Raw genomic sequence first — 24289 nt, forward strand, 5'->3', positions numbered from 1 at the left:
TCAGGTCAGTACAGCTAGCCCTCGAACTCGGCCATGGGGACGGTCTCGCGCAGGAAGCCGCGCAGGTCCAGGAAGTTGGCGAGATAGTCGCGGTGCTCGTCGCAGGCCACCCAGACCTTGCGGCGGTCGGGGGTGTGCAGCTTGGGGTTGTTCCATACCAGGGCCCACTCGGCGGGCGCCTTGCAGCTCTTGCGTGAGCAGTGTGCGTCCGGTGCGGTATTACCCAATGCTGATCCCCAGGAGACAAAGCGGATTCGGTGGTCAAGCCCCGGCCACGGACGGGTATTCACGCCGACCGGGTGTGGACAAAAGGCGACGCCGGGTGGTTACGGGGGCAAACCACCCGGCGTCGCAGCGATGTTTCGACGGGGGCTCGAAACATCGTCCCGCGCTTCGACGGGGGACCGAAGCGCTAGACCTAATGTACACCGCTGCCCCCCGGGGTACGTCAAGAGTCAGTTACGACGTTGTCTCGGGAGAGTCCCTCGGGGGAGGGTCCTTAGCCCCAGCTCAGGACTTATCTGGCGCTCCCGCTTCCCCCTCGTCTCGCTATTCGATCCCCGCAACACCCGCCTCCGGGGTCAAGCACGTCCCAACCGGGACCAAAGTCCTCGGAAAGAAACGGCAAAGTGCTCCGATCCGTTCTCCGGAAAGGGGCCGGAGAAAATCAGGGGGCCCGTGTGGCGGACGGGGATTGCGGGGAGGCAGGGAACGGGGCCGGGTTCAACGGGTTCCGCCCGGCCGCACCACCACCGACTCAGCAGGGGGTCAACCATGACCGACCACACCTATCGCGTCACGGAGATCGTCGGCACCTCGACCGAGGGTGTCGACCAGGCCATCCGCAACGGCATCCAACGGGCCTCGGCCACGTTGCGCGGGCTCGACTGGTTCGAGGTCACCCAGGTCCGCGGGCACATCGAGGACGGCGCCGTCGCCCACTTCCAGGTGGGGCTCAAGGTCGGCTTCCGCCTGGACGACTGACCGTCCGCCCACCGCCGCCCGCCAGGGCACACGAGCAGGGCCCGGACCGTCGTGGTCCGGGCCCGTCGCTGGCAGGGTGAATCCTGGGTTGCCCCGGTCACCCGGGGCCGCGCCCTCAGGCGCCGGCGCTGGGGTCTGTTCCGCGCAGCACGTCCACATGGACGTGGTCCAGGTGGCGCAGGATCTCGTTGTCGGGGTCGGCGTCGTAGTGGCGCCAGCCCATCGACGGGTACCGCGTGCTCCAGATCTTGTCGTCGAAGATGATGACGTCGATCTTGTACTCGGGAGCGTGTGCGATCAGCCAGTGCGCGAGCAGCCATCCCTCACGGCGGTTGTCCTCGTTGACCGGCCGGTAGAAGATGTCGAGCGCGCGGCCCTCGTAGTGCGCCGAACCCTCACCGTGGCCGCTGTCGTAGCCGCCGGGCACGTACCCGCCGATGCTGGTGTCGGCGAAGTGCGCCTCGATGCCCGCCTTCATGGCCTCGTTGCGCGGGGTCATGCCCGAGGGCAGTTCCTCCTCGAACTCGACATCCTCGCCCGAGTAGCGGCAGCTCATGGACGGTCCCGCGTCGTCCTCGGGGCCGTTGACGAGGGCGTCCATGACCTCGTCGGGGATGTCGTCGACATCGGGCTGCTCGACGGGGGCGCTGTCCCCCTGGTTGATGACGGCCGCGGCGGTGCTGGCCCGCTGAGCCTGGTCGCGGTCGAGCTTGATCTGTTCCTCTCCGGTCCACACCGAGCACTCGGGCCCCCACGGTGCGGAGACGGGGAAGATCCGATCCTGGTTCTCCACCACCCATCGGGTGCCCAGCACGCCGATCGTGGCCAGGACGGCCAGGATCGCCACGGACAGGATGAGTCCGTGCCATCGGCGGTGCACCACGGCGGACCCGGTGGATCTGTGTGTCATGGACTCTGCCCCTCCACGCCGGGGACGGGCGGCCGCGCCGCCGTCGACGTCCCGGGCGCCAGTGTCTTCACGGCTCCCTGCGGGATGCTTCGTCTATTGGACACATCGGACTCAGCTCACATTCCCGACTGTGACCCGAATCAAGCCAGAAGCCGTAAACGAAAGCGGAGGTGGGGCCGGTCACAGGGCCGGCCACAGCACCGACCAGAGGACGAAGACCCCGCCCAGGACCAGCGTCAGCGCCCAGATCCGGTCCATGGTCACGCCCTTCCAACGCAGCGCGTGCACCCCGAGGAAGTCGTAGGCGATCAGCGCCGCCACTCCGGCGGCCGCCAGCATGGCCAGGGTGTGCACCCCGGTGGCGGCGAGCCCGAGCACCGTGGCGTCCCACAGGCTCCAGGTGACCTCTCCGGCCTCCACCGCCCCACCGGTCCCGTCGGCTGCCTCACCCGAACCCGCATCACCCGCCCCCGGGCCCACTGCCGCTGACCCCTCCGCCGCGGCCACGGTCTCGGCCGCCGCCCCCTGGCTTCCTCCCGTATGCCCCCCGTGCCCGCCCCCGTCCACGTGCGTGTGGTGGAGCTGACCGGCCAGGACCGGCATCAGCATCAACCCGGCACCGTGCGCCGAGGACATCAGGAAGGACCAGGCGGTCAGCTGCCACAGGGGCAGTCGCACCTCGCGCCAGTGGAAGTGCCGCCGCGACAGCAGCATCACCAGCCCCACCAGCACGATCACGCCCCCGCCGAGTACCGGGAACAGGACCGAGGCCGTGGCCGAACCCGTGACGGTGATCGCCACCGCCGCCACCGCGACACTGACCGCGTGCCCCACGGCGATCGCGGGCAGGGCCCGCAGGACCTGGCGACGACCGCCCTCCTGCAACCCCCTGCTGACGGCGAGCAACCACCCCATGCCGGGGTGTAGCCCGTGGAAGGCGCCCAAGGCGACGAGAGTCCAGAGCTGTGCTGTGGTCACCGCGCCAGCGTCACACGCACGACCGGGGGTGACAACGGTCGGCGGCCAGCTGACCGACACCGGTCACCCGGGGGCTCCGGGGTTTGCCGGAACCCCCAGGGGGTGTCACCCGTGATCTTGCTACCAGGAGCGCGGTACCACCGAAACCCAAGGCGCCGAACTCGCTCGTGGTAGCAAGATCACGGCGGAGGGGCGGGGGCTACGGGCAGATGGCGTTGAGGTCGGTGGCCTCCGAGCCGACCTGGCGGCCCGGGTCGGCGGGGGAGGGCTCGTCCAGACCGGTGTAGCGCTGCCACTCGGTCCGCTCGTCCTCCTCCCACTCCTGCCATTCCTCGAGGGTCGGGTCCTCGGTCTCCTCGGGACCCTCGACGCCCTCCTCGGCGCCGTCGCCGGAAGCCGAGGGGGAGGGCTCCGAGGGCAGGTCGTCGCCCTGCTCCTCGCTGGCGCCGATCGCCTCCCGGACCAGTTCCTTGATCTCGTCCCAGTCCGGGTTGCCGGTGGACACCTGCGGCGGGGACAGCTGGAGCGCGCTCATGTCGCCGTTGTCGGTCAGCAGGTCGGCCAGCTCGATGAAGGCGGGCACCTTCGTCTGCGGGATGTCGGTGCTCAGCGTCCGCTTGGTGGCCCCGGCCAACTGCCGGTAGCTGGTCAGCACGGTGGTCGGGTCGACCTGCTCCGCCACGTACTTGACCAGGCAGCCCTGGCGACCCATCCGTCCGTAGTCGTCCGAGCCGATCCGGGAACGGCCGTACCAGAGCGCCTCGTGGCCGTCCAGGAGCTGGTATCCGGGCTCCAGCACCCCGCCGTGCACCCCGTACGGGATGGGCTCCTCGATGCGCACCCGCACGCCGCCCACGGCGTCGATCAGGTCGCGGAAGCCCATCATGTCGACCATCGCGTAGTACTCGACGTCCAGGCCGATGTTGTATCCGACCACCTTCTTGAGGGTGTCGGCGGCCGGGTCGGAGGAGAGCGGGTTGAGCGCCAGCTCGTCGGGGTCGTCGGCGACCGCCTGGTAGAGGTCGTTGAGCAGCAGGTTGAAGCCGTACGGCTCCGGGTAGCGCTCGGCGAGCTCGCTGTCCTCGGGGAACTGGATGTTCTCCAGGTTGCGGGGCAGGCCCACCAGCACCGCGTCACCGGTCTCGGTGTCCAGGCTGGCCACCATCATGGTGTCGGTGCGCACCCCGTACCGCTCGTCCGCCGCGTCCGAGCCGATCAGCATCACGTTGACCCGGTCCGCGCCGTTCCAGGGGTCGGCGGCGTCGTGCGGCGGCAGGTCGTCGCGCTCGGGGGCGTCGAAGACCGAGCCCAGCGTCTCGTAGGCCGTGTACCCGCCGTGCAGGGCCCAGGCCGCCGGAGCGCCCACGGTCGCGCACAGGAGCAGGACCACGACGCCGCCCAGGAGCCGCTGGCCGAACTTCGCGCCCTCGGGCCGGGTGATCGTCCACGAGTGCACGATCACGGTCAGCCACAGCACCGCGATCACGAACACGGCGCCCATCGCGCCGAGCAGCCAGCGGTCCTGCACGGCCATCCCGGCCAGTACCGTCGCGGCGCCCGCCTCGTGCGCGCCGAGCCGGACCAGCCAGAGGGCCAGAGCCGCGATACCCAGCAAGTAGGCGCCGAGGATGACGATCCCGGCACCCCTGCGCCCCATACGCAGGTGCGCCGCACCGGGAAGGGGAAGCGACGCGGCGGTCCACAGCAGCGCCCCTCCCGTGCCCGGGCGCGCGGGCGCCTTCTCCGGCCGCTCGTCCTCCGCTGCCACCAGCGATTCCTCTCAAGCCGCGGGGCGATCACGACCGCCCCGTTCTGGTACTCCTGTGCACTCGCCACGGTCGCCGGGTGGCGGTCACTTCTCCTGTTGTTATGCCCTTTCCCAGGTACACGTACGGGAACGACCCGTTGGTTCCCAGGGTTCCGGATCTCCCGGTGCCCGCGTCGGCACCGGTGGGGCGTGGAGCCGCCCCCTCACGGTGCGCCGGGGGTGCCCCCGGGGGGCGTCGCACGGGTCCGTGAGATCAGTGTGGCGCTTTGCGGGGGTTGTGTGCACGGTGGCCACCTCATCAGGGGTGTTCTATACAAGTCTGTTATGTGGTCGAGAAGGTCCGCTTGGGGCATTGAACGACGCTCTCGGGCCGGTCAAAGGGGTGAATCAACCGATTTCTTTCGCGATCGGTAGTGAAGAGGCGCCACAACTGCGATGATCTGCCCGGAGGAGGGGGCGTCGTCCGGGGGTAAGGGCGGCGTCATGGGAACGAAAGGCAACCATCGTGCTCGATGCGGTTGACGCCGCGCTCATGCGGGCGTTGCAGGGGGACGGCAGAGCGACGTTCCAGGCCCTGGCCGACGGAGTGGGCCTGTCCCGGACTGCGGTACGCGCCAGAGTGCGCCAGCTCGTGCAGTCGGGGGCGATCAGAATCGTCGGGGTATTGCACGCCGGTGTGGTGGGCATGGAGGTCCTCGGCCACGTGTCGTTCCGGGTCAGCGGCCCGGTCGGTCCGCTGCTGGAGGCGCTGGGGGAACGCGAGGCCGTGACCTTCGCGGCGCAGTCGGCCGGGAGGTTCCCGGCCATCGCGCAGGTCCGGGTGGCCGACGACGCGGCTCTCACCAAGGAGCTCGCCGAACTGCGCTCGCTGCCGGGCGTGGACGGAGCGGAGGTCTTCCGGGCCAACGCCGTGTACAAGGACGCCCACAGCAGTGTGCGTGAACTACGCGACATCGAGTTGGACGCGCTGGACTGGCGTCTGGTGCGCAAACTGCTCAAGGACGGACGCGCCTCGTACGCCGACCTGGCCCGCCAGGTGGGGCTCTCACAGGCCGCGGCCCGCTCCCGGGTGGTGCGGCTGCTCAACTCGGGCGTGGTCCACGTGACCGCGCTGGTGGAGCCCTCGGCGGTGGGCGCCAACGAGCAGCTGGGCTTCGGCCTGCGCTGTCGCGGCGACGCCGACGCGCTGGGGACCGCCATGGCCAACATGGGCCGGATCTCGTTCCTGGCCAGCGGTTTCGGTCGTTACGACGTGATCGGCACCCTGACCGCTCCGGACCGCTGCCAGCTGGTGGAGGCCCTGGAGCGGATCCGGGGGACGGCGGGGGTGGCCCACGTGGAGACGTGGGACCACCTCCAGGTGCGCAAGGAGCGCCGGGGCGGTGAACGCTCCGTCGGTTGGGTGCCCGCCTGAGAGGTGCCTACCTGAGCTGTCCGTACGCACCCGGGGCATGGGGCCGGGCTACCGCCCGCCCGCATGTCCCGGGCTCGTCCTCATGCCCCAGGATGGAGCCATGGTGACGGAACCGGCTGTGCCGGACGAGGCAGGAACACGGCCCCTGGCGGGCACACAACCCGCGGCGGGAACACTGAGGCTGCGCGGGCAGACGTTCGCGGGCCGCCGCTACGCGGTGATGGGGGTGATCAACCGGACCCCGGACTCCTTCTACGACCGGGGTGCCACCTACGCCCTGGAGGCCGCGCTGGCCTCGGCCGACCACGCCGTGGCGGCGGGGGTGGACATCATCGACGTCGGCGGGGTCAAGGCCGGTTACGGCGCCCACGTGGACGAGGCCGAGGAGATCCGCCGCACGGTGCCGTTCGTGCGCGAGCTGCGCGACCGCCACCCCGGGGTGGTGATCTCGGTGGACACCTGGCGGGCCGAGGTGGGCCGCGCCGTCGCCGAGGCCGGGGCGGACATGATCAACGACACCTGGGCGGGTGCCGACCCGGACCTGGCCCGGGTGGCCGCGGAGTACGGCACCGGGCTGGTGTGCAGCCACAGCGGGGGACTGGCCCCGCGCACCGACCCCCACCGCCTCCGCTACGACGACGTGGTGGCCGATGTCGTGTCCGGTGTGTGCGCCCTGGCCGAACGCGCGGTGTCGGTGGGGGTGCGCCCGGACGGGGTGATGATCGACCCCACCCACGACTTCGGCAAGAACACCTACCACTCACTCGAACTCACGCGTCGCCTCGGCGAGCTGTCGGCCACCGGCTGGCCGGTGCTGGTGGCGGTCTCCAACAAGGACTTCGTGGGGGAGACCCTCCAGGCCGGGGTCACCGAGCGCGGTGACGGGACTCTGGCGGCCCTGGCCGTCTCCGCCCGTGAAGGGGCCCGGGTCTTTCGCGTGCACGACGTCGCCGCTGCCCGAGCCGCCCTTGACGTGGTGGCGGCGGTCGGCTGAGTCTGTTTCCAGTTCCCGTGTAACCATCGGTAGCAGTTTTTACGTGTTTCGGGCTGATATGGCTTGCGTCACGCTTAAGTTACCGGCGAGTATGGAGGGGGTCGGTTCCAGCCGGCCGCACCGGGCGCGGGTGTAATGGAGGCTGACGTGGCGCTTGCGAAGACGTTGACGGCTGTGGGAACGGTGGCACTGGCCCGCTGCGGAGGGCGTCCGTTCGGGACTCACCTCTTCTCTGTCTGGCCGGGGGCCGCGTTCGCCGCGACCGCCTTCCCGGTCCGCTGCTCGCCGGGGGACAACCTGGCGCTGCACGTCGCCGTGGCCCAGGCCCCTCCGGGGTCCGCCCTGGTGGTGGACGTCTCCGGCGAGCCCGAGTACGGCTATGTGGACGAGATCCTCGCGGTGGCGGCGCGCACCAAGGGCGTGGCCGGGATCATCCTGGACGGCTGCGTGCGCGACATCGCCGCCATCGCCCACTGCGAGCTCCCGGTCTTCGGTGCCGGGGTGGCTGTCCGCGAGGCCGGGCACGACGCGGGCGGCTCCGTGGGCCAGCAGATCAACATGGACGCGAGCGGTCCCGCCCCGCTGCCGGTGCGCCGGGGCGACTGGATCGTGGCCGACGACGACGGCGTGGTCTGCCTGCCCCGGGGTCAGGTGAGCGCGATCATCGCCGAGACCATGGACAACGTCACCCGCGAGCGGGAGATCATCGACGCGGTCTGCGCCGGGGAGAGCACCTTGGACCTGCTGGGCCTGGACCCGTCCAGGGTGACCGGCTGGGACGGCGGCGCCGACCAGGCCGGGCGGTGCGGGCGGCCGCGCTCGCTGAACGCCCGCCGCGAGGGCCGCACGGCGGAGGGGCACCCCCGCCCGAGACTGGGTCCGCGCTCCGCCGTGGGCGACGTCTACGGCGGCGACTGATCCGCCTCGACACGAAGGTGAAAGCGGACGGGCCCGGAACCAGGGGATGGTTCCGGGCCCGTCCGTGTGTTTCAGGCGAACACGGTGTCAGGAGATCACCGAGGGCGCCCGTCGCGGGTGCTCACTCCTCGGTGAGGGAGAGCAGCTCGTCGATGTAGCAGGTGGCCTCACGGGCGGCGAGAACCGGGTCCGCCTCCCGGATGGCCTCGGTCAGACCGCTGTGGTCGATCCCGTCGGTGGCGGAGGAGGGCTGCTCGGAGGCCTCGTCGCTCTGCTCGTACGCGGTGTGCGCGATGCTGGCGTAGACGACCTGGGCGATGTCGTCGTAGAGGTCGATGAGCAGCGTGTTGTGGGTGGCGTTGACCACCGAGCGGTGGAACGTGAAGTCGGCCTCCACGAACGCGCCCATGTCCTTGGTCCGCCAGGCCTCCTCGCGCAGGGCCATGGCGCGGTCGATGTCGGCCATGTCCTCCTCGCTGTGGCGCAGCGCGGCCAGGCGCGCGGCCTCGACCTCCAGGGCGCGGCGGACCTCGAGGTTCTCCCGCAGGCGGGAGCGCTCCAGGCGGCGGCGCAGGGCCCCGCCGAGTTCGCTGGAGGCGCGGACGAAGGTGCCCGCCCCCTGACGGATCTCCAGCAGGCCCGCGTGGGCCAGGGCTCGAACGGCCTCGCGGACGGTGTTACGGCCGACCTCGAGCTGGTCGGAGAGCTCCGACTCGGTGGGGATGCGGTCGCCCACGCCCCACTCGCCCGAGTCGATCTGGGCTCTTAACTGACTGATGACCTGGTCGACGAGACCGGTCCGGCGTGTCGAGGCGAGGGGCACGCGTATACCTCCTAGGGGCGGGTCGCCGGATGACAGGGCCAGCGCACAGGTACGGAACGGTTAAGGCCGGAGCTTAGACCAGTTGCGGACCGGAATAGGCCCTGAACGGCAATGCGTTATCCTCATGAAGTACATAGGGTCATCCTACGAATATGTGAGTCAAGTCCTATGAGCGCAACCCCCACGCGACAGAAAACCCCGCAGAACCCCTCCCTGACCGGGCCCGTACGGGCCGCGGTCCCTTCGCGCGGGGCCCTTGTCCTCATCGCTGTGGCCATCGCCCTGGCGGCGCTGAACCTGCGCACCGCGATCACCAGCGTGGGGCCGGTTCTGGGCGAGGTCACCCAGGGGTTGGGCATGACCGCGGTGGGTGCCGGAATGCTCACCACCCTGCCGGTCCTGTGCTTCGCGGTCTTCGGCGGGCTCACCCCCATGCTCAGCCGCCGACTGGGCTCACACCACCTGCTCGTCTACGCGCTGACCGCCCTCACCGTCGGCCTGATCGCCCGCGCCCTGGCCTCCGAGCCGTGGCTGTTCCTTGCTCTGAGCGTCGTGGCACTCTCCGGTGGCGCGATCGGTAATGTCATCCTCCCGGCTCTGGTGAAGCAGCACTTCCCCCACCGCGTGGGTCTGATGACCACGGTCTATACCACCGGGCTGGCCGTGGGGACCGCGATCGCGGCCGCCGCCACCGTGCCGCTGGAGCAGGCCACCGGCGAGTGGCGGATCGCCCTGGGCTCCTATGCCCTCTTCGGTCTGGTCGCCGCCCTGCCGTGGCTGTTGGCCCTGCGCCACGAACCCGCTCCCGGCGACGTCCGCGAGGCGCTGAGCGTGCGCCAGGTGCTGGGCACCGGGATCGGCTGGCAGGGCGTCCTGTATTTCGGCACCCAGTCCTCCATCGCCTACATCATGTTCGGCTGGTTCGCGCAGATGCTGCGCGACCAGGGCCTGGACGCCCAGTCCGCCGGGGTGATGCTGGCCTACCTCACCGCCCTGGGCATCCCGATGTCGCTGATCCTGCCCTCGCTCATCGTCCGCGTGCGCGACCAGCGGCCCTTCGTCCTGCTCTTCGTCGCCGCCTACCTGGTCGGCTTCACCGGCCTGTGGATCGCCCCGCTCGACGGCACCTGGCTGTGGACCACCTTCGTCGGTATCGGCCTGGGCAGCTTCGTCATGGCGCTCACCATCTTCGCGGTGCGCACCCGCACCGCCGAGGGCACCGCGGCGATGTCCGCCTCCAGCCAGAGCCTGGGCTACCTGCTCGGCGGGGCCGGACCGTTCCTGTTCGGGCTCCTGCACGAGCTCAGCGACGGCTGGCACGCCCCGATGGCCATGGTGATGGGGCTGGTGCTCCTCAACCTCGTCGTGGGGCTCCTGCTCGGCCGTCCCCGCTATCTGGAGGACGCCATCGCCGCGAAGGCCGCCAGCCGCGCCTGAACGCCCCAGCGCCTCAGAAGCCTCGGGGCGGCGGGGCACTCGGTCGGCACCCGTCCCGGACGCCTCAGACGGGCAGCCAGTCGACCCGGCCGATGAGGTACACCGCGCCCACGAACGCCACGATGTCGATCACCGTGTGCGCCACCACCAGCGGCATCACCCGGCCGTAGCGCATGTAGAACCAGCCGAACACCACTCCCATGACCAGGTTGCCGAAGAACATCCCCACGCCCTGGTACAGGTGGTAGAAGGCGCGCAGCACCGAACTGGCCAGCACCGCCTTCCACGGCGACCACCCCAGCTGCCCCAACCGGTGCAGCAGGTAGCCGACCACGATCACCTCCTCCAGGAGACCGTTCTTCAGCGCCTGCAGCACCAGGACCGGAGTGTCCCACCAGTTGCCGTCCAGCGTGCTCGGCACGATGGTGCGGGTCAGGCCCAGCTGCCAGGAGACCACGTACACGACCAGCCCGCCCGCGCCGATCAACGCGGCCAGGCCCGCTCCCGTCCAGGCGTCGAAACCGGGCCGCTTCGCGTCGAACCCGATGGTGCGCGCGGACTCCCCGCTCCGGTGCAGCAGGTAGACCACCAGCGCGACCGGGGCGAGCGCGAAGACCACCGCGTACAGCTGGAAGGACAGGTCGAGCCAGGGGCGGTCCTCCGCGCGGGACCGGATGAGGCTGGCGGTCTGATCGGCCATGGACTCGGGCGCGGTGAGCACGCCGAGGAAGGAGATGGTCGCCGACACCGCGGCGGCGCCCAGGGAGAGGGCGAGCACGCACAGGATCTCCCAGCGCAGCAGGGTGCGGCCGGGGAGAAGGTTCGGGACGGTGGTGGTCTTCGCGCGCGTGCCCTCCGCTGTGCCTTTGACGGGGCCTTCGGCGGGGGAGGGGTCCGACTCGCGCGGGTTCTGCTGGATTCTGTCGGTCACCCGTCGAATCTACGTGCAACCGCTCACGAAAAGATGACGGCCGGGGCGGTGGTACGCGACCACCGCCCCGGCCGCGGGGCCTACGGGTTACCCGTTTACTCGTCGCCCTCTTCGTCCATGCCGTCGTCGAGGCCGTCGTCGAGGCCGTCGTCGATGCCCGGCTCGGCCGGGTCCTCGACGCCCGGGTCGACGCCCGTGTCCTCACAGGCGGCGACACCGAACACGGCGACCGCGGCGATCGCTCCTCCGGCGAGGACGCGACGGGTGGTGGAGAGCGCTTCCTTGCTGATGTCCTCGAGCTTCACAGTGACTCCATGTGATCGGGGATGTTGGCTACGGGTCCGCCCGACGGGACGCCTGTAGGCCGTCTCGCTGCACCCGTCCGGTAAAGGACGGAGCGAGCCGGGCGTTATTGTTCTGTGACCCATGCATGAAACACCATATTGGTGTTTTGCTGATGTGAACAGGGGGTCGGGTGTCCGTGTCTGGCCGAATCCGGCCAGTAAACCCTGTTTAACCCCTGTGATCTGGGAACCCTTGCTCGCCTGGTTGCTCGGAAGGCCTTTATCAACGTGCGATCGGCGTGTTAAGGCAGTGTGGAGTCTGTGTATTAATCCATGTAATGCGACGCGAATACAAAAGCCCGCGCACGGGGCAAATCGTGCGCGGGCCCTGTCTCTTGAGTGGAGAAAGCACCGAGAGGACGCGGAGAAGCCGTCGGCCATGCGCGTGTGACACGGACCGCGCATGGCCGACGGCTAGGGGGGAGAGGTCGTCCCGCCCCGCCCCAGCCACGAAAGCGGGGTGGGACGACCTCTGTGGGAACGAAGACCAGGGTCAGTGAGCCGCTGAGAACTGGTCTTCTTCGGTGGAGCCGGTGAGGGCAGTGGTGCTGGCCTCGGGAGCGATGGTCGTGCTGATCGCGTCGAAGTAGCCGGTGCCGACCTCGCGCTGGTGGCGGGTGGCGGTGTAGCCGTCGGCCTCAGACGCGAACTCGGCCTCCTGGAGCTCGACGTAGGACGTCATGCCGTTCTCGGCGTAGCCCTTGGCCAGGTTGAACATCGAGTGGTTGAGCGAGTGGAAGCCGGCCAGGGTGATGAACTGGAACTTGTAGCCCATGTGGCCCAGCTCGCGCTGGAACTTCGCGATGGTGGCGTCGTCGAGGTGACGCTTCCAGTTGAAGGAGGGCGAGCAGTTGTAGGCCAGCATCTGGTCCGGGTACTCGGCCTTGATGCGCTCGGCGAAGTCGCGGGCGACCTCGAGGTCCGGCGTCGCGGTCTCCATCCAGAGCAGGTCGGAGTGCGGGGCGTAGGCCAGGCCGCGGGCCACGCAGGCCTCGACGCCGTTGCGGAAGCGGTAGAAGCCCTCGGCGGTGCGCTCACCGGTGGTGAAGGCCTGGTCGCGCTCGTCGATGTCGCTGGTGATCAGGGTCGCGGCCTGAGCGTCGGTCCGCGCGATGACCAGGGAGGGGACACCGGCGACGTCCGCGGCGAGGCGGGCGGCGTTCAGGGTCTTGACGTGCTGGCTGGTCGGGATGAGGACCTTGCCGCCCAGGTGACCGCACTTCTTCTCGGAGGCGAGCTGGTCCTCCCAGTGGACGCCCGCGGCGCCCGAGGCGATCATGCCCTTCATCAGCTCGTAGGCGTTCAGGACGCCACCGAAGCCGGCCTCGGCGTCGGCCACGATCGGGGCCAGCCACTCGGGGGCGCTGTCGTCACCCTCGGACCAGGTGATCTGGTCGGCGCGCAGGAGCGCGTTGTTGATCCGGCGGACGACGGCCGGGACCGAGTTGGCCGGGTAGAGGCTCTGGTCCGGGTAGGTGCTGCCGGAGAGGTTGGCGTCGGCCGCGACCTGCCACCCGGAGAGGTAGATGGCCTTGAGGCCGGCGCGGATCTGCTGCACCGCCTGGTTACCGGTCAGGGCACCGAGGCTGTTGACGTAGTCCTCGGTGTGGAGCAGGTCCCACAGGCGCTCGGCGCCGCGGCGGGCCAGAGTGTGCTCCTCGGTGACCGAACCGCGCAGCTTGACGACGTCGTCAGCGGAGTAGGTCCGCTCGATACCGGCCCACCGGGGGTTGGTCTCCCAGTCGCGCTGGAGTGCGGCGCTGGCTTCTTGACGTCGAGCGCTGGTGCTCATGTTCGTTCCCGCCTTACGTGTAGTCCCCAAGGTGTTCACACCGGTCGAGGGAGGCCTTCCAGGGCCAGGGGGTGAGCCCTGAGCGGTAAGTTCCCCGCCGGTAACTATGATTCTTAGGCAAGATCCAAGGGTTTTCCACTCAAAATCTGGTGAAGATCGTCGTTTCTTTCCGTAAGATGAACGCATGGCGTACTTTGGTGCTGAAGAAATACCGTCTTTGACAGGTGACCTGGATCTCGTCACCTTTGGTCAGCGGCTCCGTCATCTCCGCAAGGCGCGCGGGATGACCCTGTCTGACCTGGGCGAACGCGTGGGGAGGGCGCCCTCGCAGCTCTCCCTGCTGGAGAACGGAAAACGTGAGCCCAAGCTCTCCTTGCTCACGTCCTTGGCTTCCGCCCTCGGGGTCTCCATCGAGGAACTTCTGTCGAAACAGCCGCCGAGCCGCCGCGCGCAGCTGGAGATCTCGGTGGAGGAGGCCCAGCGCGACTCCCTCTACCAAGGCCTCAACCTCCCGCACCTGAAGGTGGGCAAGCGGGTGCCCAACGACGTCCTCGAACACATCGTGGGCCTGTACGACGAGCTCAAGCGGCGCCACGCCAAGCCGACCGCCACCCCGGAGGAGGCCCGGCGGGCCAACGCCGACCTGCGCCGCCAGATGCGCGAGCGCGGCAACTACTTCGAGAACATCGAGTCCGCGGCCACCGAGACCCTGGAAGCGGTCAACTACACCGCGGGTCCCCTCTCCCAGGGGCAGATCCTCGCGATCGCCACCCACCACGGGTTCTCTCTGAAATACGTGCAGGACCTGCCCCGCTCGGTGCGCTCCCTGACCGACCACGTCAACCGGCGCATCTACCTCAAGCGCGAGACCACGCTGGGCATGCACAGCCCGCGCACGATCCTGCTCCAGACCCTGGGCCACGTGATCCTCGGCCACGACCAGCCCAAGGACTTCGGCGACTTCCTGCGCCAGCGGGTGGAGGCCAACTACTTCGCGGCGGCCGTCCTCATCCCCGAGAGCACCGCGGTCACCTACCTCCAGGAGGCCAAGAAGGCCCGCGACCTGTCCGTGGAGGACCTGCGCGACGTCTACTCCGTCTCCTACGAGATGGCCGCGCACCGGTTCACCAACCTGGCCCACCGCCACCTGGACCTGGTCTGCCACTTCATCCGCAACGACGAGACCGGCATCATCTACAAGGCCTACGAGAACGACGGGCTGGTCTTCCCCACCGACGACACCGGCGCGATCGAGGGCCAGCGGATGTGTCGCCAGTGGTCGGGCCGTCAGGTCTTCCAGTCGCCGGACCGGTACTCGATCTACTACCAGTACACGGACAAGCCCAACGGCACCCACTGGTGCGTGGCCCACGTGGACCCCAGCCGGGAGCGCAACTTCGCGATCACCCTGGGCGTGCCCTACAAGGAGTCCCGCTGGTTCCGCGGCCGGGAGACCACCAACCGCACCAAGTCCAACTGCCCCAACGGCGAGTGCTGTGTGCGCCCGCCCGCCGAGTTGGCCTCCCGCTGGGAGGGGAACGTGTGGCCCTCGGCCCGCGCCCACTCCCACGTGCTCTCCGCCCTGCCCTCCGGGACCTTCCCCGGCGTGGACGAGCACGACGTGTACACGTTCCTGGAGAAGCACAGTCTGGAGAACCAGAGCGGGGACTGACCCGCGAACGGCAGTGACCCGAAGGTCTTCCGCACCTCGATGACGCTGAGGGCCGGCGCCCGCGCGCCGGCCCTACGTCATGTCCGAACCGGGTTCGGCCCGAGCTCCGTCAGGTCCGGTCGGGGATCAGCGCCATCGGCCGCGCCGAGTGGTGGATCCAGCGGCCCCTGGTCCGATACGGGCGGACGCTGCTCCACCCCTCACCCGGCCGCCGACCCAACCGCAGCGACCACCAGGACCAGCGCCAGCGCAGGAACTCGCCGGTGTGCACGTTGATCCGCTCGCCGTGGTGCAGGCTCGGCCGGAACGTCACCCAGGTGACCTCCACCCACAGGTCGGCCGGATCGGGCTGGGGCAGGACGAGCGCCAGGTGCAGCGGTTCGGAGTCCGGGGTGCACCGGTTCCGACGGGCTCTGGGCCGTCGCCCGCCCGCCACCGACGCGCCCCGCAGCGTGCACACCACGCTGTACACGGCTTCGCGGCCCTCGGGGTGCACCCGCACGTCCACCCGCCCGGGCTGGGCCGGGCCGGTGTCGCTGACCGGCACCGGCGGGACCAGGTGGCGGCGCACCCGCCAGACCTGTTGCGAGCTCTTCAGCCATTCCAACCGCCACAGGACGATGCCCGCGGTCGCCGCGACCAGGGAGAACACCAGGGTGAACACTTCCACCCCGCCAACGCTAGCCCCACCGGCCGCCCCGGCCCCGAGGACACACCGGAGACCGGGACGCGGATCGGTTCACGGATCCGGGGGCGGCTGCGCGGGGGCTCAGGCCCGCAGGTCCTTGAGCGCCGCCGGGGTGAGGTCGGCCAGCGACGGGTAGCCGTCCACCGCCATCAGCAGGTCGGCTTCGGCCAGCATCGTCCGCAGGACGTGCACGAGCCCCTCCACCCCGCCCAGGGCCAGCCCGTAGACGTAGGGGCGGCCGATCGCGACCGTCGTCGCACCCAGCGCCAGGGCCTTGACCGCGTCCGAACCCGACCGCACCCCCGAGTCGAAGATGATCGGCAGGTCGGTGGCGGCGGCCACGTCCGGCAGGCACTCCAGGGCCGGGATCCCGCCGTTGGCCTGGCGGCCGCCGTGGTTGGACACGTAGATGCCGTCCACGCCCCCGTCTGCGGCGCGGCGGGCGTCGTCGGCGTGGCAGACGCCCTTGACGATCAGCGGCAGGTCCGTCAGCGAACGCAACCACGGGAGATCGTCCCACGTCAGCGGGTTTCCGAAGATCCCGGCCCAGTGCGCCACCACGGCCTCGGGGGAGGCGTCCTTACCCACACGTTCCTGGAAGACGGGGTCACAGGTGTAGTTGGCCAGGCAGTGGCCGCGCAGCTGGGGGAAGTTCGCGGTGGCCAGGTCGCGCGGCCGCCAGCCGGTGACCCAGGTGTCCAGGGTGATCACGATCCCCTTGAATCCGGCCGCCTCGGCGCGCCGGACCAGGCTGGCCGCGAGCTCGCGGTCGGTGGGTGTGTACAGCTGGAAGAAACCGGGGGTGTCGCCGAACCGCGCGGCGACCTCCTCCATGGGGTCCTGGGACAGGGTGGAGGCGATCATCGGCACGCCGGTCCGCGCCGCCGCCTCGGCTGTGGCCAGGTCGCCGTGCCGGTCCTGCGAACACAGGCCCACCACCCCGACCGGAGCCATCATCAGCGGCGAGGGCAGTTGAACGCCGCACAGGTCGACGCCGGTGTCGCGTTCGGCGGCGCCCACGAACATGCGGGGGTACAGGCCCCAGCGCCGGAAGGCGGTGGCGTTGGCGTTCTGGGTGTGCTCGTCGCCCGCTCCGCCCGCGACGTAGGACCAGATCCACGGCGGCAGGGAATCGGCGGCCCGCCGTTCCAGCTCGGCGAAGGTCATGGGGTGGGAGGGGACGACGCCGGCGAGGCCGTTGAGGTAGATCTCCAGCTGGTAGTCGCCGTAACGCGAAGCCATGGACGCCTCCGGATGAGGGGGTGGGTGTGACCCGCATCATCTGAGTTGACACATGAGCGTGTCAAGATCTGCGCGAGCGCAGCACCGGCACGAACACACCGGCGATGTCCGCCGACAACTCCTGCGGCGTTCGCGAGCGGTCGCCCAGTACCCAGTCGACGACCAGCTCGTTGGCGGCGCCCACCAGGGCCAGCGCCTGCTTGCCGAAGGGCCGGTCCACCGCCGCACCCGCCCGCACGTCGCGCTCGTACTCGGCGGTGAACAGGGCCGCGATCCCGTGCCGCACCGCGCGGCGCCGCTCCTCCATCGAAGGGCTGACCCCCACGCTCTCCACCGCGATCACCCGCGGCCGCCGCGGATCCTCCAGCGAGAAGTCCACATACGCGTCCACGGCGGCGCTCACCCGCTCCTCCAGCTCCGCCTCGGGGGAGCGGATCGCCTCGGCCAGCCGCCGCTGCGCCTCGGTGACCAAACCGTCGTAGACCGCGCGCAGGCAGGCCTCGCGGTCGGCGAAGTGCTCGTAGAAGTACCGGTTGGTCAGCCCGGCCTCCCGGCAGATCCGGCTGACCGTCGCGGCCCGGAACCCGTCGGTGCCGAAGACCTCCAGCCCGGCGTCGAGCAGTCGTCGTCTGCGGGCCTCCTGCCGCTCGTGCGGCGACATCCCCCGCCAGGGCCGGACCAGTTCGACGCGTGGTTCACTCATGCGCCCACGCTAGAGGAGCACTCCGCGGGCCCGTGTCGGGTTCCCGACATGGCGCCATCCCGTCACTCGGCGGCCCTGTCACCCGAGCTCACTCCCTGACACCGTGGCGTTACCGAAATCCCCCCATGCCACACGAATCGGGTGTGAATTGAGACTTCCCTCCCCCCTTCCCCCTGCCGAGGGCTCCGCGGGTACCGCGTCCCCCCGTTCCCGGAGGGCGGCCGTGCGCGGCGCCGCCGCGGCCTCCGCCGCCCTGATGATCACCGGCGGCCTGGTCGCCGGAGCCCCCGCGGCGGCCGCGGACACCGCCGACAAGATCGGCGACCACCACCGCGCTCTGCTGGCCGAGTACCAGGAGCTCTTCGAGGGCCGCACCGCCGACGAGGCCGCCCAGAACGCCTCCGGCGCCCGCACCTTCTCCGCCCCCGGCCCCGAGGACCTCCCCGACGAGGGGGTCGAACCCCCGGTCATCGACTTCGTGACGCTGATCGTGGCCACCTCGGAGGGGAGCACCGCCGAGGCGCGCCAGGCCCTGGAGGGCTTCGCGGACATCACCTCCGAGCACGAGGAGATCGGCTACCTCAGAGTCAACGTGGCCTTCGACGACGTCGAGCGGGTCGAGCGGGTCGACGCCGTCACCGCCATCGACGTCGACGAACTCCTGCCGCTGCCGGAGGTCGCGCCGATCGACGCGCAGGCCGCGAGTGCCGTGGGGCAGGCCCCCGCCACGGCCGCCCAGCCCGCTCCGGGCCCGGACACCCCCGACGCCAACCCCTATATGCCGAGCGGCGAGATCGGCGCCGTCGACTTCCGCGAGCAGCACTCCGACGCCGACGGCCGGGGCGTGCGCATCGGTGTCCTCGACACCGGGGTCGACCCCACCCACCCGGCGCTGGCGACGACGACCACCGGTGACGACAAGCTCGTCGACTGGGTCAACGCCACCGACCCCACCAACCTCATCGACCTGCTCTTCGACCCCAGCTTCGTGCTGATGAGCGACGTCAGCGGGCCGACGTTCGAACACAGCGGGACCGAGTGGACCGCCCCCGAGGGCGACTGGCGGTTCGGCCGCTTCACCTACGCCGTGGCCGGATCCGACGACGACTCCTGGGGCGTGCTCTTCGATCCCGAGGACGGCACGGTCCTGGTCGACCTGAACCAGGACCGCGACCTCACCGACGAGACGCCCATCGGGGACTTCGCCGGGGACCGGGACGTCCGGTACTTCGGCGAGGACGACCCCGAGACCCCGATCAACGAGGCGCACGGGTTCGTCGCCACCGGGATGGACACCCTCGACGGGATGGTGCACATCGGCCTGGACACCAATGGCCACGGTACCCATGTGGCGGGTATCGCCGCCGGTCATGGACTGTTCGAGGGGGCGATGAACGGCGTCGCTCCCGGCGCCGAGGTCGTCTCCAGCCGCGCCTGCCACGACATGGGCTGCTCCTCGGCCGCGCTGACCGACGGCATGGTCGACCTGGCCACCGAGTTCGACGTGGACGTGATCAACATGTCCATCGGCGGTACGCCCTCGCTCAACGACGGCCAGAGCGCGCGTGCGCTGCTCTACGACCGGCTCATCGAGGAGACCGGCGTGCAGATGTTCATCTCCGCCGGCAACTCCGGCGCGGGCCTGAGCACCCAGGGGTCTCCCTCGGATGCCACCGACGTCATCAGCGTCGGCGCCGCGGTCTCCGGGGAGACCTGGCTGGCCAACTACGGAGCCGAGGTCGACTACGACCACGGCGTGTTCGGCTTCTCCTCCCGCGGCCCGCGCGAGGACGGCGGGTTCAAGCCGCAGATCACCGCGCCCGGCGCGGCGGTCAGCACCCTGCCGACCTTTATGCCCGGCAACCCCGTCCCCGAGGCCGGGTACGACCTGCCGCCCGGCTACGGCATGCTCAACGGCACGTCGATGTCCTCCCCGCAGGCCGCGGGCGGTGCCGCGCTGCTGCTGTCCAAGGCCGGACAGGAGGGAGTGGACGTTCCCCCCGGGGATCTGCGCGCCGCCCTGCGTACCAGTGCCGAGTTCCACCCCGGGTGGGACGCGGCCGAACAGGGACACGGTCAGATGGACGTACCGGCCGCCTGGACCCTGCTGAACCAGGGCGCGTCCGTGGACGCGGTCGACGCCAGGGCCCCGGTCTGCACCGAGCAGTCCGACCTCCTGGCCGAGCCCGGTTTCGGGACCGGCCTGTACATCCGCTGCCTGCCCGGGGAGGGCGGTATCGCGGCGGGGGAGACCGAGGAGTACGAGATCTCCCTGACCCGCACGAGCGGCGTCGAGGGCACCCAGGTGTACCGCCTGAAGATCGAGGGTGACGACGAGGGCACCTTCTCCGCGCCCCGCCACGTGGACCTGCCCAAGGGCGAGGAGGTCATCGTGACCGTCAAGGCCTCGCCGGAGGCGGCGGGCGTGCACAACGCGGTCCTGAAGGTGGACAACCCGCGCACCCGGGCCCTGGAGCAGGCCGTGATGCTGACCGCGGTCACCGCCGAGGAGGGCGCTGTCACCACGGAGGGCTCGCTGGGCCGGGCCGTGACCGAGGATGTTTTCGTGGCCGTGCCCGCGGGCACCGCCGCGATGACCGTGGACCTGTCCGGGGTCGCCGACGACAGCCGTGTCCGCTGGAGGGCGTTCAGCCCTCTCGGCCCGCTGGGGGAGTCCACGACGGGTCAGTGCTACACCAACATCGACGGTGACCCCTGCGATCCGCTCTCACGCACCTACACGAATCCGGTGCCCGGGATCTGGCACCTGGTGGTGGAGACCGCCCGCAGCTCACCGGCAGCGGAGAACCCGTACCGCTTGGAGGCCGAACTGACCGCAGCCCCGTAGTTTCCCCCAGCCGTCCCCGGGGAGCCTCACCGCTTCCCACGGTGCCGGGAAACCCCCGCCTCCGCCCCTGACCTTCACCGGGGCGGGGGCCTTTCCTGTTTTCGGGAGCGTGCGCTGTGTGTTCGGAGTGTGCTCGGCGGCGGTGTGCCGGACCGTGTGACGGTCGGGCCCGTTGGGAACCGGGGCGAGCGGGTAGATCCCTGCGGTCCGGGGAGTTCGCGGGCGCGTGCGCGAAACGGGGAATCCGTTCGCGCACGGTGGTTCCACACGGAGAGGGCGCGTGGTGGCGTTGCTGGAAGCGGTGGGTCTGGGCCCGGTCGAGGAGGAGGCGTACCTGTCCCTGCTGCGTACGCCCGCCCGGAGCCGGGTCGAACTGGCCGAACGGCTCGGTATCGGTTCCGAGGAGGCGGCGGGGGCGCTGGCGCTGCTGGAGGAGCGGGGGCTGGTCCGCCGGGACGCCGGTCGGGGGCTGCGGGTGGTCCCGCCGGACGTGTCCCTGGGTGCCCTGCTGCTTCGGCACCAGACCCGGTTGCAGCGGGCCCAGGGCGCGGTGGCCCGGATCGTGGAGGAGTACCGCAACCGGGCGGTCCTGCACGACTCCGAGGCGGTGGTGGAGGTGGTCAACGGCCGGGAGGAGGTCGCCGCCCGCTTCCTGGAGGTGCAGTCCTGGGCAGTCAAGGAGGTGTGTTCCCTGGTCACCGGGCCGGTGCTGGCGGTGAGCTCGGAGGACAACCACGTGGCCGCCGAGGCCATGGCGGCGGGCATACCGTACCGGGTGGTCTACGATCGCGCGCTCGTGGAGGACGGGGAACGGCCGGTGCGGTTGGAGACCTGGCGGGGGATGGGCGAGCAGATTCGTATCTGTGACGGCATCCCCATGAAGCTCACCGTCGTGGACGACCGGGTGGCGTTCCTGCCGACGGTGACCGATCCGGTGGAGGAGCCCTCGGCGATCATCGTCCGCGAGAGCGGGCTGTTCGACGCGCTGGTGTGGGTGTTCGAGACGGTCTGGCGCTCCGCGGTGCCCTATCCGGCCGCCGGCGGAGAGGGGGAGGGGCCGGACGAGGACGAGCGCAGGCTGCTGTCGCTCATGCTCGCGGGTGGTACGGACGCCTCGATGGCCAAACAGCTGGGGGTCAGCGAGCGGACCGTGCAGCGCAGGGTCGGCGGACTGGCCGACCTGGTGGGTGCGCGGACCCGGTTGCAGCTGGTCTGGAGGGCCACCAAACGCGGGTGGCTGTGAGCCTTCCGGGGGGTGATTGTCGCTGACCAGGTCGACTGTTACCATGGGTAACACTTGTCGATCTTCCCTCCCCCCGGAGGGTCCAACAAAGGATGTAAGCGCATGAGTGAGGCCACCGCGCCCGCCTTCAGCCTGGAACTGAGCGAGGATGTTCGCGACGTCCGGGACTGGGCCCACGGGTTCGCCGCCGACGTCATCCGCCCCGCCGCCGCCGAGTGGGACGAGCGGGAGGAGACCCCCTGGCCGATCATCCAGGAGGCCGCCAAGATCGGGCTCTACTCGCTCGACTTCTTCGCCAACCAGTGGCTGGAGCCCACCGGTCTCGGCATCCCCGTCGCCTTCGAGGAGCTCTACTGGGGTGACCCGGGCATCGCCCTGGCCATCACCGGCACCGGCCTGGCCGCCGTCTCCGTCGCCTCCAACGGCACCCAGGAACAGCTCTTCGAGTGGGTACCGCAGATGTTCGGCAGCGCCGACGACATCAAGCTGGGCGCGTTCTGCTCCTCCGAGCCGGGCGCCGGTTCCGACGTCTCCGCCATCAAGACCCGCGCCGTCTACGACCAGGCCAAGGACGAGTGGGTCATCAACGGCGTCAAGACCTGGGCCACCAACGGCGGTATCGCCGACGTACACGTGGTGGTGGCCAGCGTGGAGCCCGAGTTCGGCTCCCGGGGCCAGGCGTCCTTCATCATCCCGCCGAACACCCCCGGCCTGTCCCAGGGCCAGAAGTTCCTCAAGCACGGCATCCGCGCCTCGCACACCGCCGAGGTCGTCCTGGACGACGTGCGCGTCCCGGGCTCCTGTCTCCTGGGCGGCAAGGACAAGCTCGACGAGCGCCTGGCCCGCGCCCGCGAGGGCAAGCGCTCCAAGGGCCAGGCCGCGATGAAGACCTTCGAGGCCTCCCGCCCGAGCGTGGGCGTCATGGCCGTGGGCTGTGCCCGCGCCGCCTACGAGTACGCCCGCGACTACTCGGTCCAGCGCGAGCAGTTCGGCAAGCCGATCGGCGACAACCAAGGCGTGGCCTTCCTGCTCGCCGACATGGCCACCCGCATCGACGCCGCCCGCCTGCTGGTCTGGCGCGCCGCCTGGATGGCCCGCAACGGCAAGGACTTCGACAACGCCGAAGGCTCCATGAGCAAGCTCTACGCCTCCGAGACCGCCACCTTCGTCACCCAGAACGCCCTGCGCATCCTGGGCGGCAACGGCTACACCCGCGAGTACCCCGTGGAGCGCTGGCACCGCGACGCCACCATCTTCACGATCTTCGAGGGCGCCAGCGAGATCCAGAAGCTCATCATCGGCCGCACCGTCACCGGCCTGCCGATCCGGTAACGCACACGAGCACGCCCGGGGCGGGCACGACGGGGAAGACGGCTCCGACGTGCCCGCCCCGGGCCGGTGGGGCCGCGGGTTTCAGGGGGCGGGATCCGAGGGGCCGGAGCGATCGCGGGCCCGGCCGGGCTAGGATCACGAACGCCGGCACCCGCGCTCGTCCGGCACAGTCAGTGTGTTCTCGCCCCTCCGCCCCCACCCCCCATGGAGAGCTCAGTGCGGTTACCGCTTCCTTCGTCACCCCTGCCCGGATCCCGAAGAGCCGTGTACGCGGCGGCCCTGGCCATCGCCCTCACCGCCTGTACCGCCCAAGCGGAGGAACCGGCCGCGGACCCCGACACCGAGCAGGGTTCGGCGGAGGTGGAGGCCGCGGGCTTCGAGGAGCCCGGGGACCCCTACGCGCCCACCGACCCCGAACTCACCGAGCGGCTGCACCTCCCGCTGTACGACTACAACCTCGACGAGTACGAGCAGTGGACCATCCGCCGGGCCCAGGACGTCCTGACGGTGGATTGCCTCGACGAACTCGGTTTCGAGGCCTCGGTCAGCTGGGAGACGGACTCCCTCGAGGAGCTGCTGACCCACTTCGGCCCGCACCACTCCTACCGCCGCTACGGCGTGGCCAGCACGGACCTCGCAGAGGAGTACGGCTTCGGGATCCCGGAGGGCGACGACACCGGCAACCCCTGGACGGTCGCCGACGCCTCCCAGGAGGAGGCGGCCGCTGACGCGTACACGGGCTTCTCCCACACCGGCGGCGAGATCGAGATCCCCTCCGGGGACCCTGCGCCAGAAGGCGGCTGCAAGCACCAGGCCAACCTGGGCATCAACCCGGATTCCCCGCCTCCGGGCGAGGACGGCTACTGGTCGGCAACGGAGGGCGAACCCATGCCGGACACTCCCGGACTGCACAGCCGGGTCGACGACCTGCTCGGCGAGTCCTACTCCGCTGGAATGGAGGACCCCGCAGTGGAGGCCGCCAACGAGGCGTGGAAGGAGTGCGCGGGCCTGTCCGGGTACACCGTGGGCCCCGGCGGCGCATCCGAGGTGATGGGTGAGGGCGGGGACGCCGTGCTCAGCGCCGAGTGCGCGGACACCTCCGGCTACCTGGACGCCTTCGTCGCCGCCGAGACCCGGGCCCAGGAGGCCATGGTGGAGGAGCACCGCGCCGAACTCGAGGAACGCAGGGAACAGCTGGACGCGGAGCTGGCCGCCGCCCGGACCGTCCTCGGCTGGTAGGCCGGGACCAGCGGGGCCGGTCGGACGGC

Annotated in this window: 21 protein-coding genes; 10 read left to right on the forward strand and 11 right to left on the reverse strand. The window is 70.3% G+C overall.

Going from position 1 to position 24289, the window contains the following annotated elements; translation table 11 throughout:
* Positions 1-14: 14 nt before the first annotated feature.
* Complete coding sequence (locus tag NE857_RS12945) at positions 15-227, reverse strand: hypothetical protein (RefSeq protein WP_017582973.1); 213 nt, start codon at positions 225-227, stop codon at positions 15-17.
* Positions 228-774: 547 nt separating this feature from the next.
* Between NE857_RS12945 and NE857_RS12950 the strand changes: the two genes are divergently transcribed.
* Positions 775-984, forward strand: a complete 210-nt coding sequence (locus NE857_RS12950; RefSeq protein WP_017582972.1) for a dodecin — start codon at positions 775-777, stop codon at positions 982-984.
* 115 nt (positions 985-1099) lie between these two features.
* Here the strand turns inward: NE857_RS12950 and NE857_RS12955 are convergent, their stop codons facing one another.
* The 3 genes from NE857_RS12955 to NE857_RS12965 all read right to left on the reverse strand — a co-directional run bounded on the left by NE857_RS12955 (position 1100) and on the right by NE857_RS12965 (position 4640).
* Positions 1100-1894: a VldE C-terminal domain-containing protein gene (locus tag NE857_RS12955; RefSeq protein ID WP_254421210.1), complete on the reverse strand. Its 795-nt coding sequence runs from the start codon at positions 1892-1894 to the stop codon at positions 1100-1102.
* Positions 1895-2074: 180 nt separating this feature from the next.
* The gene (locus NE857_RS12960) at positions 2075-2872 is read right to left on the reverse strand and encodes a cell wall anchor protein (RefSeq protein WP_254421211.1); all 798 of its coding nucleotides are present in this window, start codon (positions 2870-2872) and stop codon (positions 2075-2077) included.
* 199 nt (positions 2873-3071) lie between these two features.
* On the reverse strand, positions 3072-4640 hold the full coding sequence (locus NE857_RS12965) for an LCP family protein (protein ID WP_254421212.1): 1569 nt from the start codon (positions 4638-4640) through the stop codon (positions 3072-3074).
* Between the two features lie 505 nt (positions 4641-5145).
* On the opposite strand from NE857_RS12965, the gene NE857_RS12970 reads away from it, so the two are divergent.
* The 3 genes from NE857_RS12970 to NE857_RS12980 all read left to right on the forward strand — a co-directional run bounded on the left by NE857_RS12970 (position 5146) and on the right by NE857_RS12980 (position 7966).
* Positions 5146-6054: an Lrp/AsnC family transcriptional regulator gene (locus NE857_RS12970; RefSeq protein WP_254421213.1), complete on the forward strand. Its 909-nt coding sequence runs from the start codon at positions 5146-5148 to the stop codon at positions 6052-6054.
* A 100-nt stretch (positions 6055-6154) separates the two neighbouring features.
* On the forward strand, positions 6155-7048 hold the full coding sequence (gene folP / locus NE857_RS12975; protein ID WP_254421214.1) for a dihydropteroate synthase: 894 nt from the start codon (positions 6155-6157) through the stop codon (positions 7046-7048).
* Positions 7049-7222: 174 nt separating this feature from the next.
* Positions 7223-7966, forward strand: a complete 744-nt coding sequence (locus tag NE857_RS12980) for an RraA family protein (protein WP_017582966.1) — start codon at positions 7223-7225, stop codon at positions 7964-7966.
* 121 nt (positions 7967-8087) lie between these two features.
* Here the strand turns inward: NE857_RS12980 and NE857_RS12985 are convergent, their stop codons facing one another.
* Complete coding sequence (locus NE857_RS12985) at positions 8088-8789, reverse strand: FadR/GntR family transcriptional regulator (protein WP_017582965.1); 702 nt, start codon at positions 8787-8789, stop codon at positions 8088-8090.
* A 168-nt stretch (positions 8790-8957) separates the two neighbouring features.
* Here NE857_RS12985 and NE857_RS12990 point away from each other — a divergent pair, with 168 nt between their 5' ends.
* Entirely contained in the window at positions 8958-10226 is a 1269-nt protein-coding gene (locus NE857_RS12990; protein ID WP_254421215.1) for a CynX/NimT family MFS transporter, read from the forward strand.
* A gap of 64 nt (positions 10227-10290) precedes the next feature.
* Here the strand turns inward: NE857_RS12990 and NE857_RS12995 are convergent, their stop codons facing one another.
* The 3 genes from NE857_RS12995 to aceA all read right to left on the reverse strand — a co-directional run bounded on the left by NE857_RS12995 (position 10291) and on the right by aceA (position 13293).
* Positions 10291-11157: a CPBP family intramembrane glutamic endopeptidase gene (locus NE857_RS12995; RefSeq protein ID WP_254421216.1), complete on the reverse strand. Its 867-nt coding sequence runs from the start codon at positions 11155-11157 to the stop codon at positions 10291-10293.
* 95 nt (positions 11158-11252) lie between these two features.
* Positions 11253-11462, reverse strand: a complete 210-nt coding sequence (locus NE857_RS13000; protein WP_254421217.1) for a hypothetical protein — start codon at positions 11460-11462, stop codon at positions 11253-11255.
* A gap of 532 nt (positions 11463-11994) precedes the next feature.
* Positions 11995-13293: an isocitrate lyase gene (aceA, locus tag NE857_RS13005; protein ID WP_017582961.1), complete on the reverse strand. Its 1299-nt coding sequence runs from the start codon at positions 13291-13293 to the stop codon at positions 11995-11997.
* A gap of 217 nt (positions 13294-13510) precedes the next feature.
* On the opposite strand from aceA, the gene NE857_RS13010 reads away from it, so the two are divergent.
* Entirely contained in the window at positions 13511-14965 is a 1455-nt protein-coding gene (locus NE857_RS13010) for a helix-turn-helix domain-containing protein (RefSeq protein ID WP_026116919.1), read from the forward strand.
* 109 nt (positions 14966-15074) lie between these two features.
* Here NE857_RS13010 and NE857_RS13015 read toward each other — a convergent pair whose 3' ends face one another.
* The 3 genes from NE857_RS13015 to NE857_RS13025 form a co-directional block, all read right to left on the reverse strand.
* Positions 15075-15635 (reverse strand): hypothetical protein, encoded by a 561-nt coding sequence (locus tag NE857_RS13015; RefSeq protein WP_254421218.1) that lies wholly within the window; start codon positions 15633-15635, stop codon positions 15075-15077.
* Positions 15636-15734: 99 nt separating this feature from the next.
* Entirely contained in the window at positions 15735-16895 is a 1161-nt protein-coding gene (locus NE857_RS13020) for an alpha-hydroxy-acid oxidizing protein (RefSeq protein WP_254421219.1), read from the reverse strand.
* 61 nt (positions 16896-16956) lie between these two features.
* Positions 16957-17598, reverse strand: a complete 642-nt coding sequence (locus tag NE857_RS13025) for a TetR/AcrR family transcriptional regulator (RefSeq protein WP_254421220.1) — start codon at positions 17596-17598, stop codon at positions 16957-16959.
* A 223-nt stretch (positions 17599-17821) separates the two neighbouring features.
* On the opposite strand from NE857_RS13025, the gene NE857_RS13030 reads away from it, so the two are divergent.
* From NE857_RS13030 to NE857_RS13045, 4 genes are all read left to right on the forward strand, one after another.
* Complete coding sequence (locus NE857_RS13030; RefSeq protein WP_254421221.1) at positions 17822-20446, forward strand: S8 family serine peptidase; 2625 nt, start codon at positions 17822-17824, stop codon at positions 20444-20446.
* A gap of 283 nt (positions 20447-20729) precedes the next feature.
* On the forward strand, positions 20730-21689 hold the full coding sequence (locus NE857_RS13035) for a helix-turn-helix domain-containing protein (protein WP_254421222.1): 960 nt from the start codon (positions 20730-20732) through the stop codon (positions 21687-21689).
* A gap of 102 nt (positions 21690-21791) precedes the next feature.
* Positions 21792-23021 carry an acyl-CoA dehydrogenase family protein gene (locus tag NE857_RS13040; RefSeq protein WP_254421223.1) on the forward strand — a complete coding sequence of 410 codons (1230 nt, stop codon included), beginning with the start codon at positions 21792-21794 and terminating at the stop codon, positions 23019-23021.
* A gap of 264 nt (positions 23022-23285) precedes the next feature.
* Positions 23286-24260 carry a hypothetical protein gene (locus NE857_RS13045; RefSeq protein WP_254421224.1) on the forward strand — a complete coding sequence of 325 codons (975 nt, stop codon included), beginning with the start codon at positions 23286-23288 and terminating at the stop codon, positions 24258-24260.
* Positions 24261-24289: the final 29 nt, after the last annotated feature.

Origin of the sequence: Nocardiopsis exhalans (assembly GCF_024134545.1) — a bacterium.
In the GTDB taxonomy this organism is placed as follows: domain Bacteria; phylum Actinomycetota; class Actinomycetes; order Streptosporangiales; family Streptosporangiaceae; genus Nocardiopsis; species Nocardiopsis exhalans.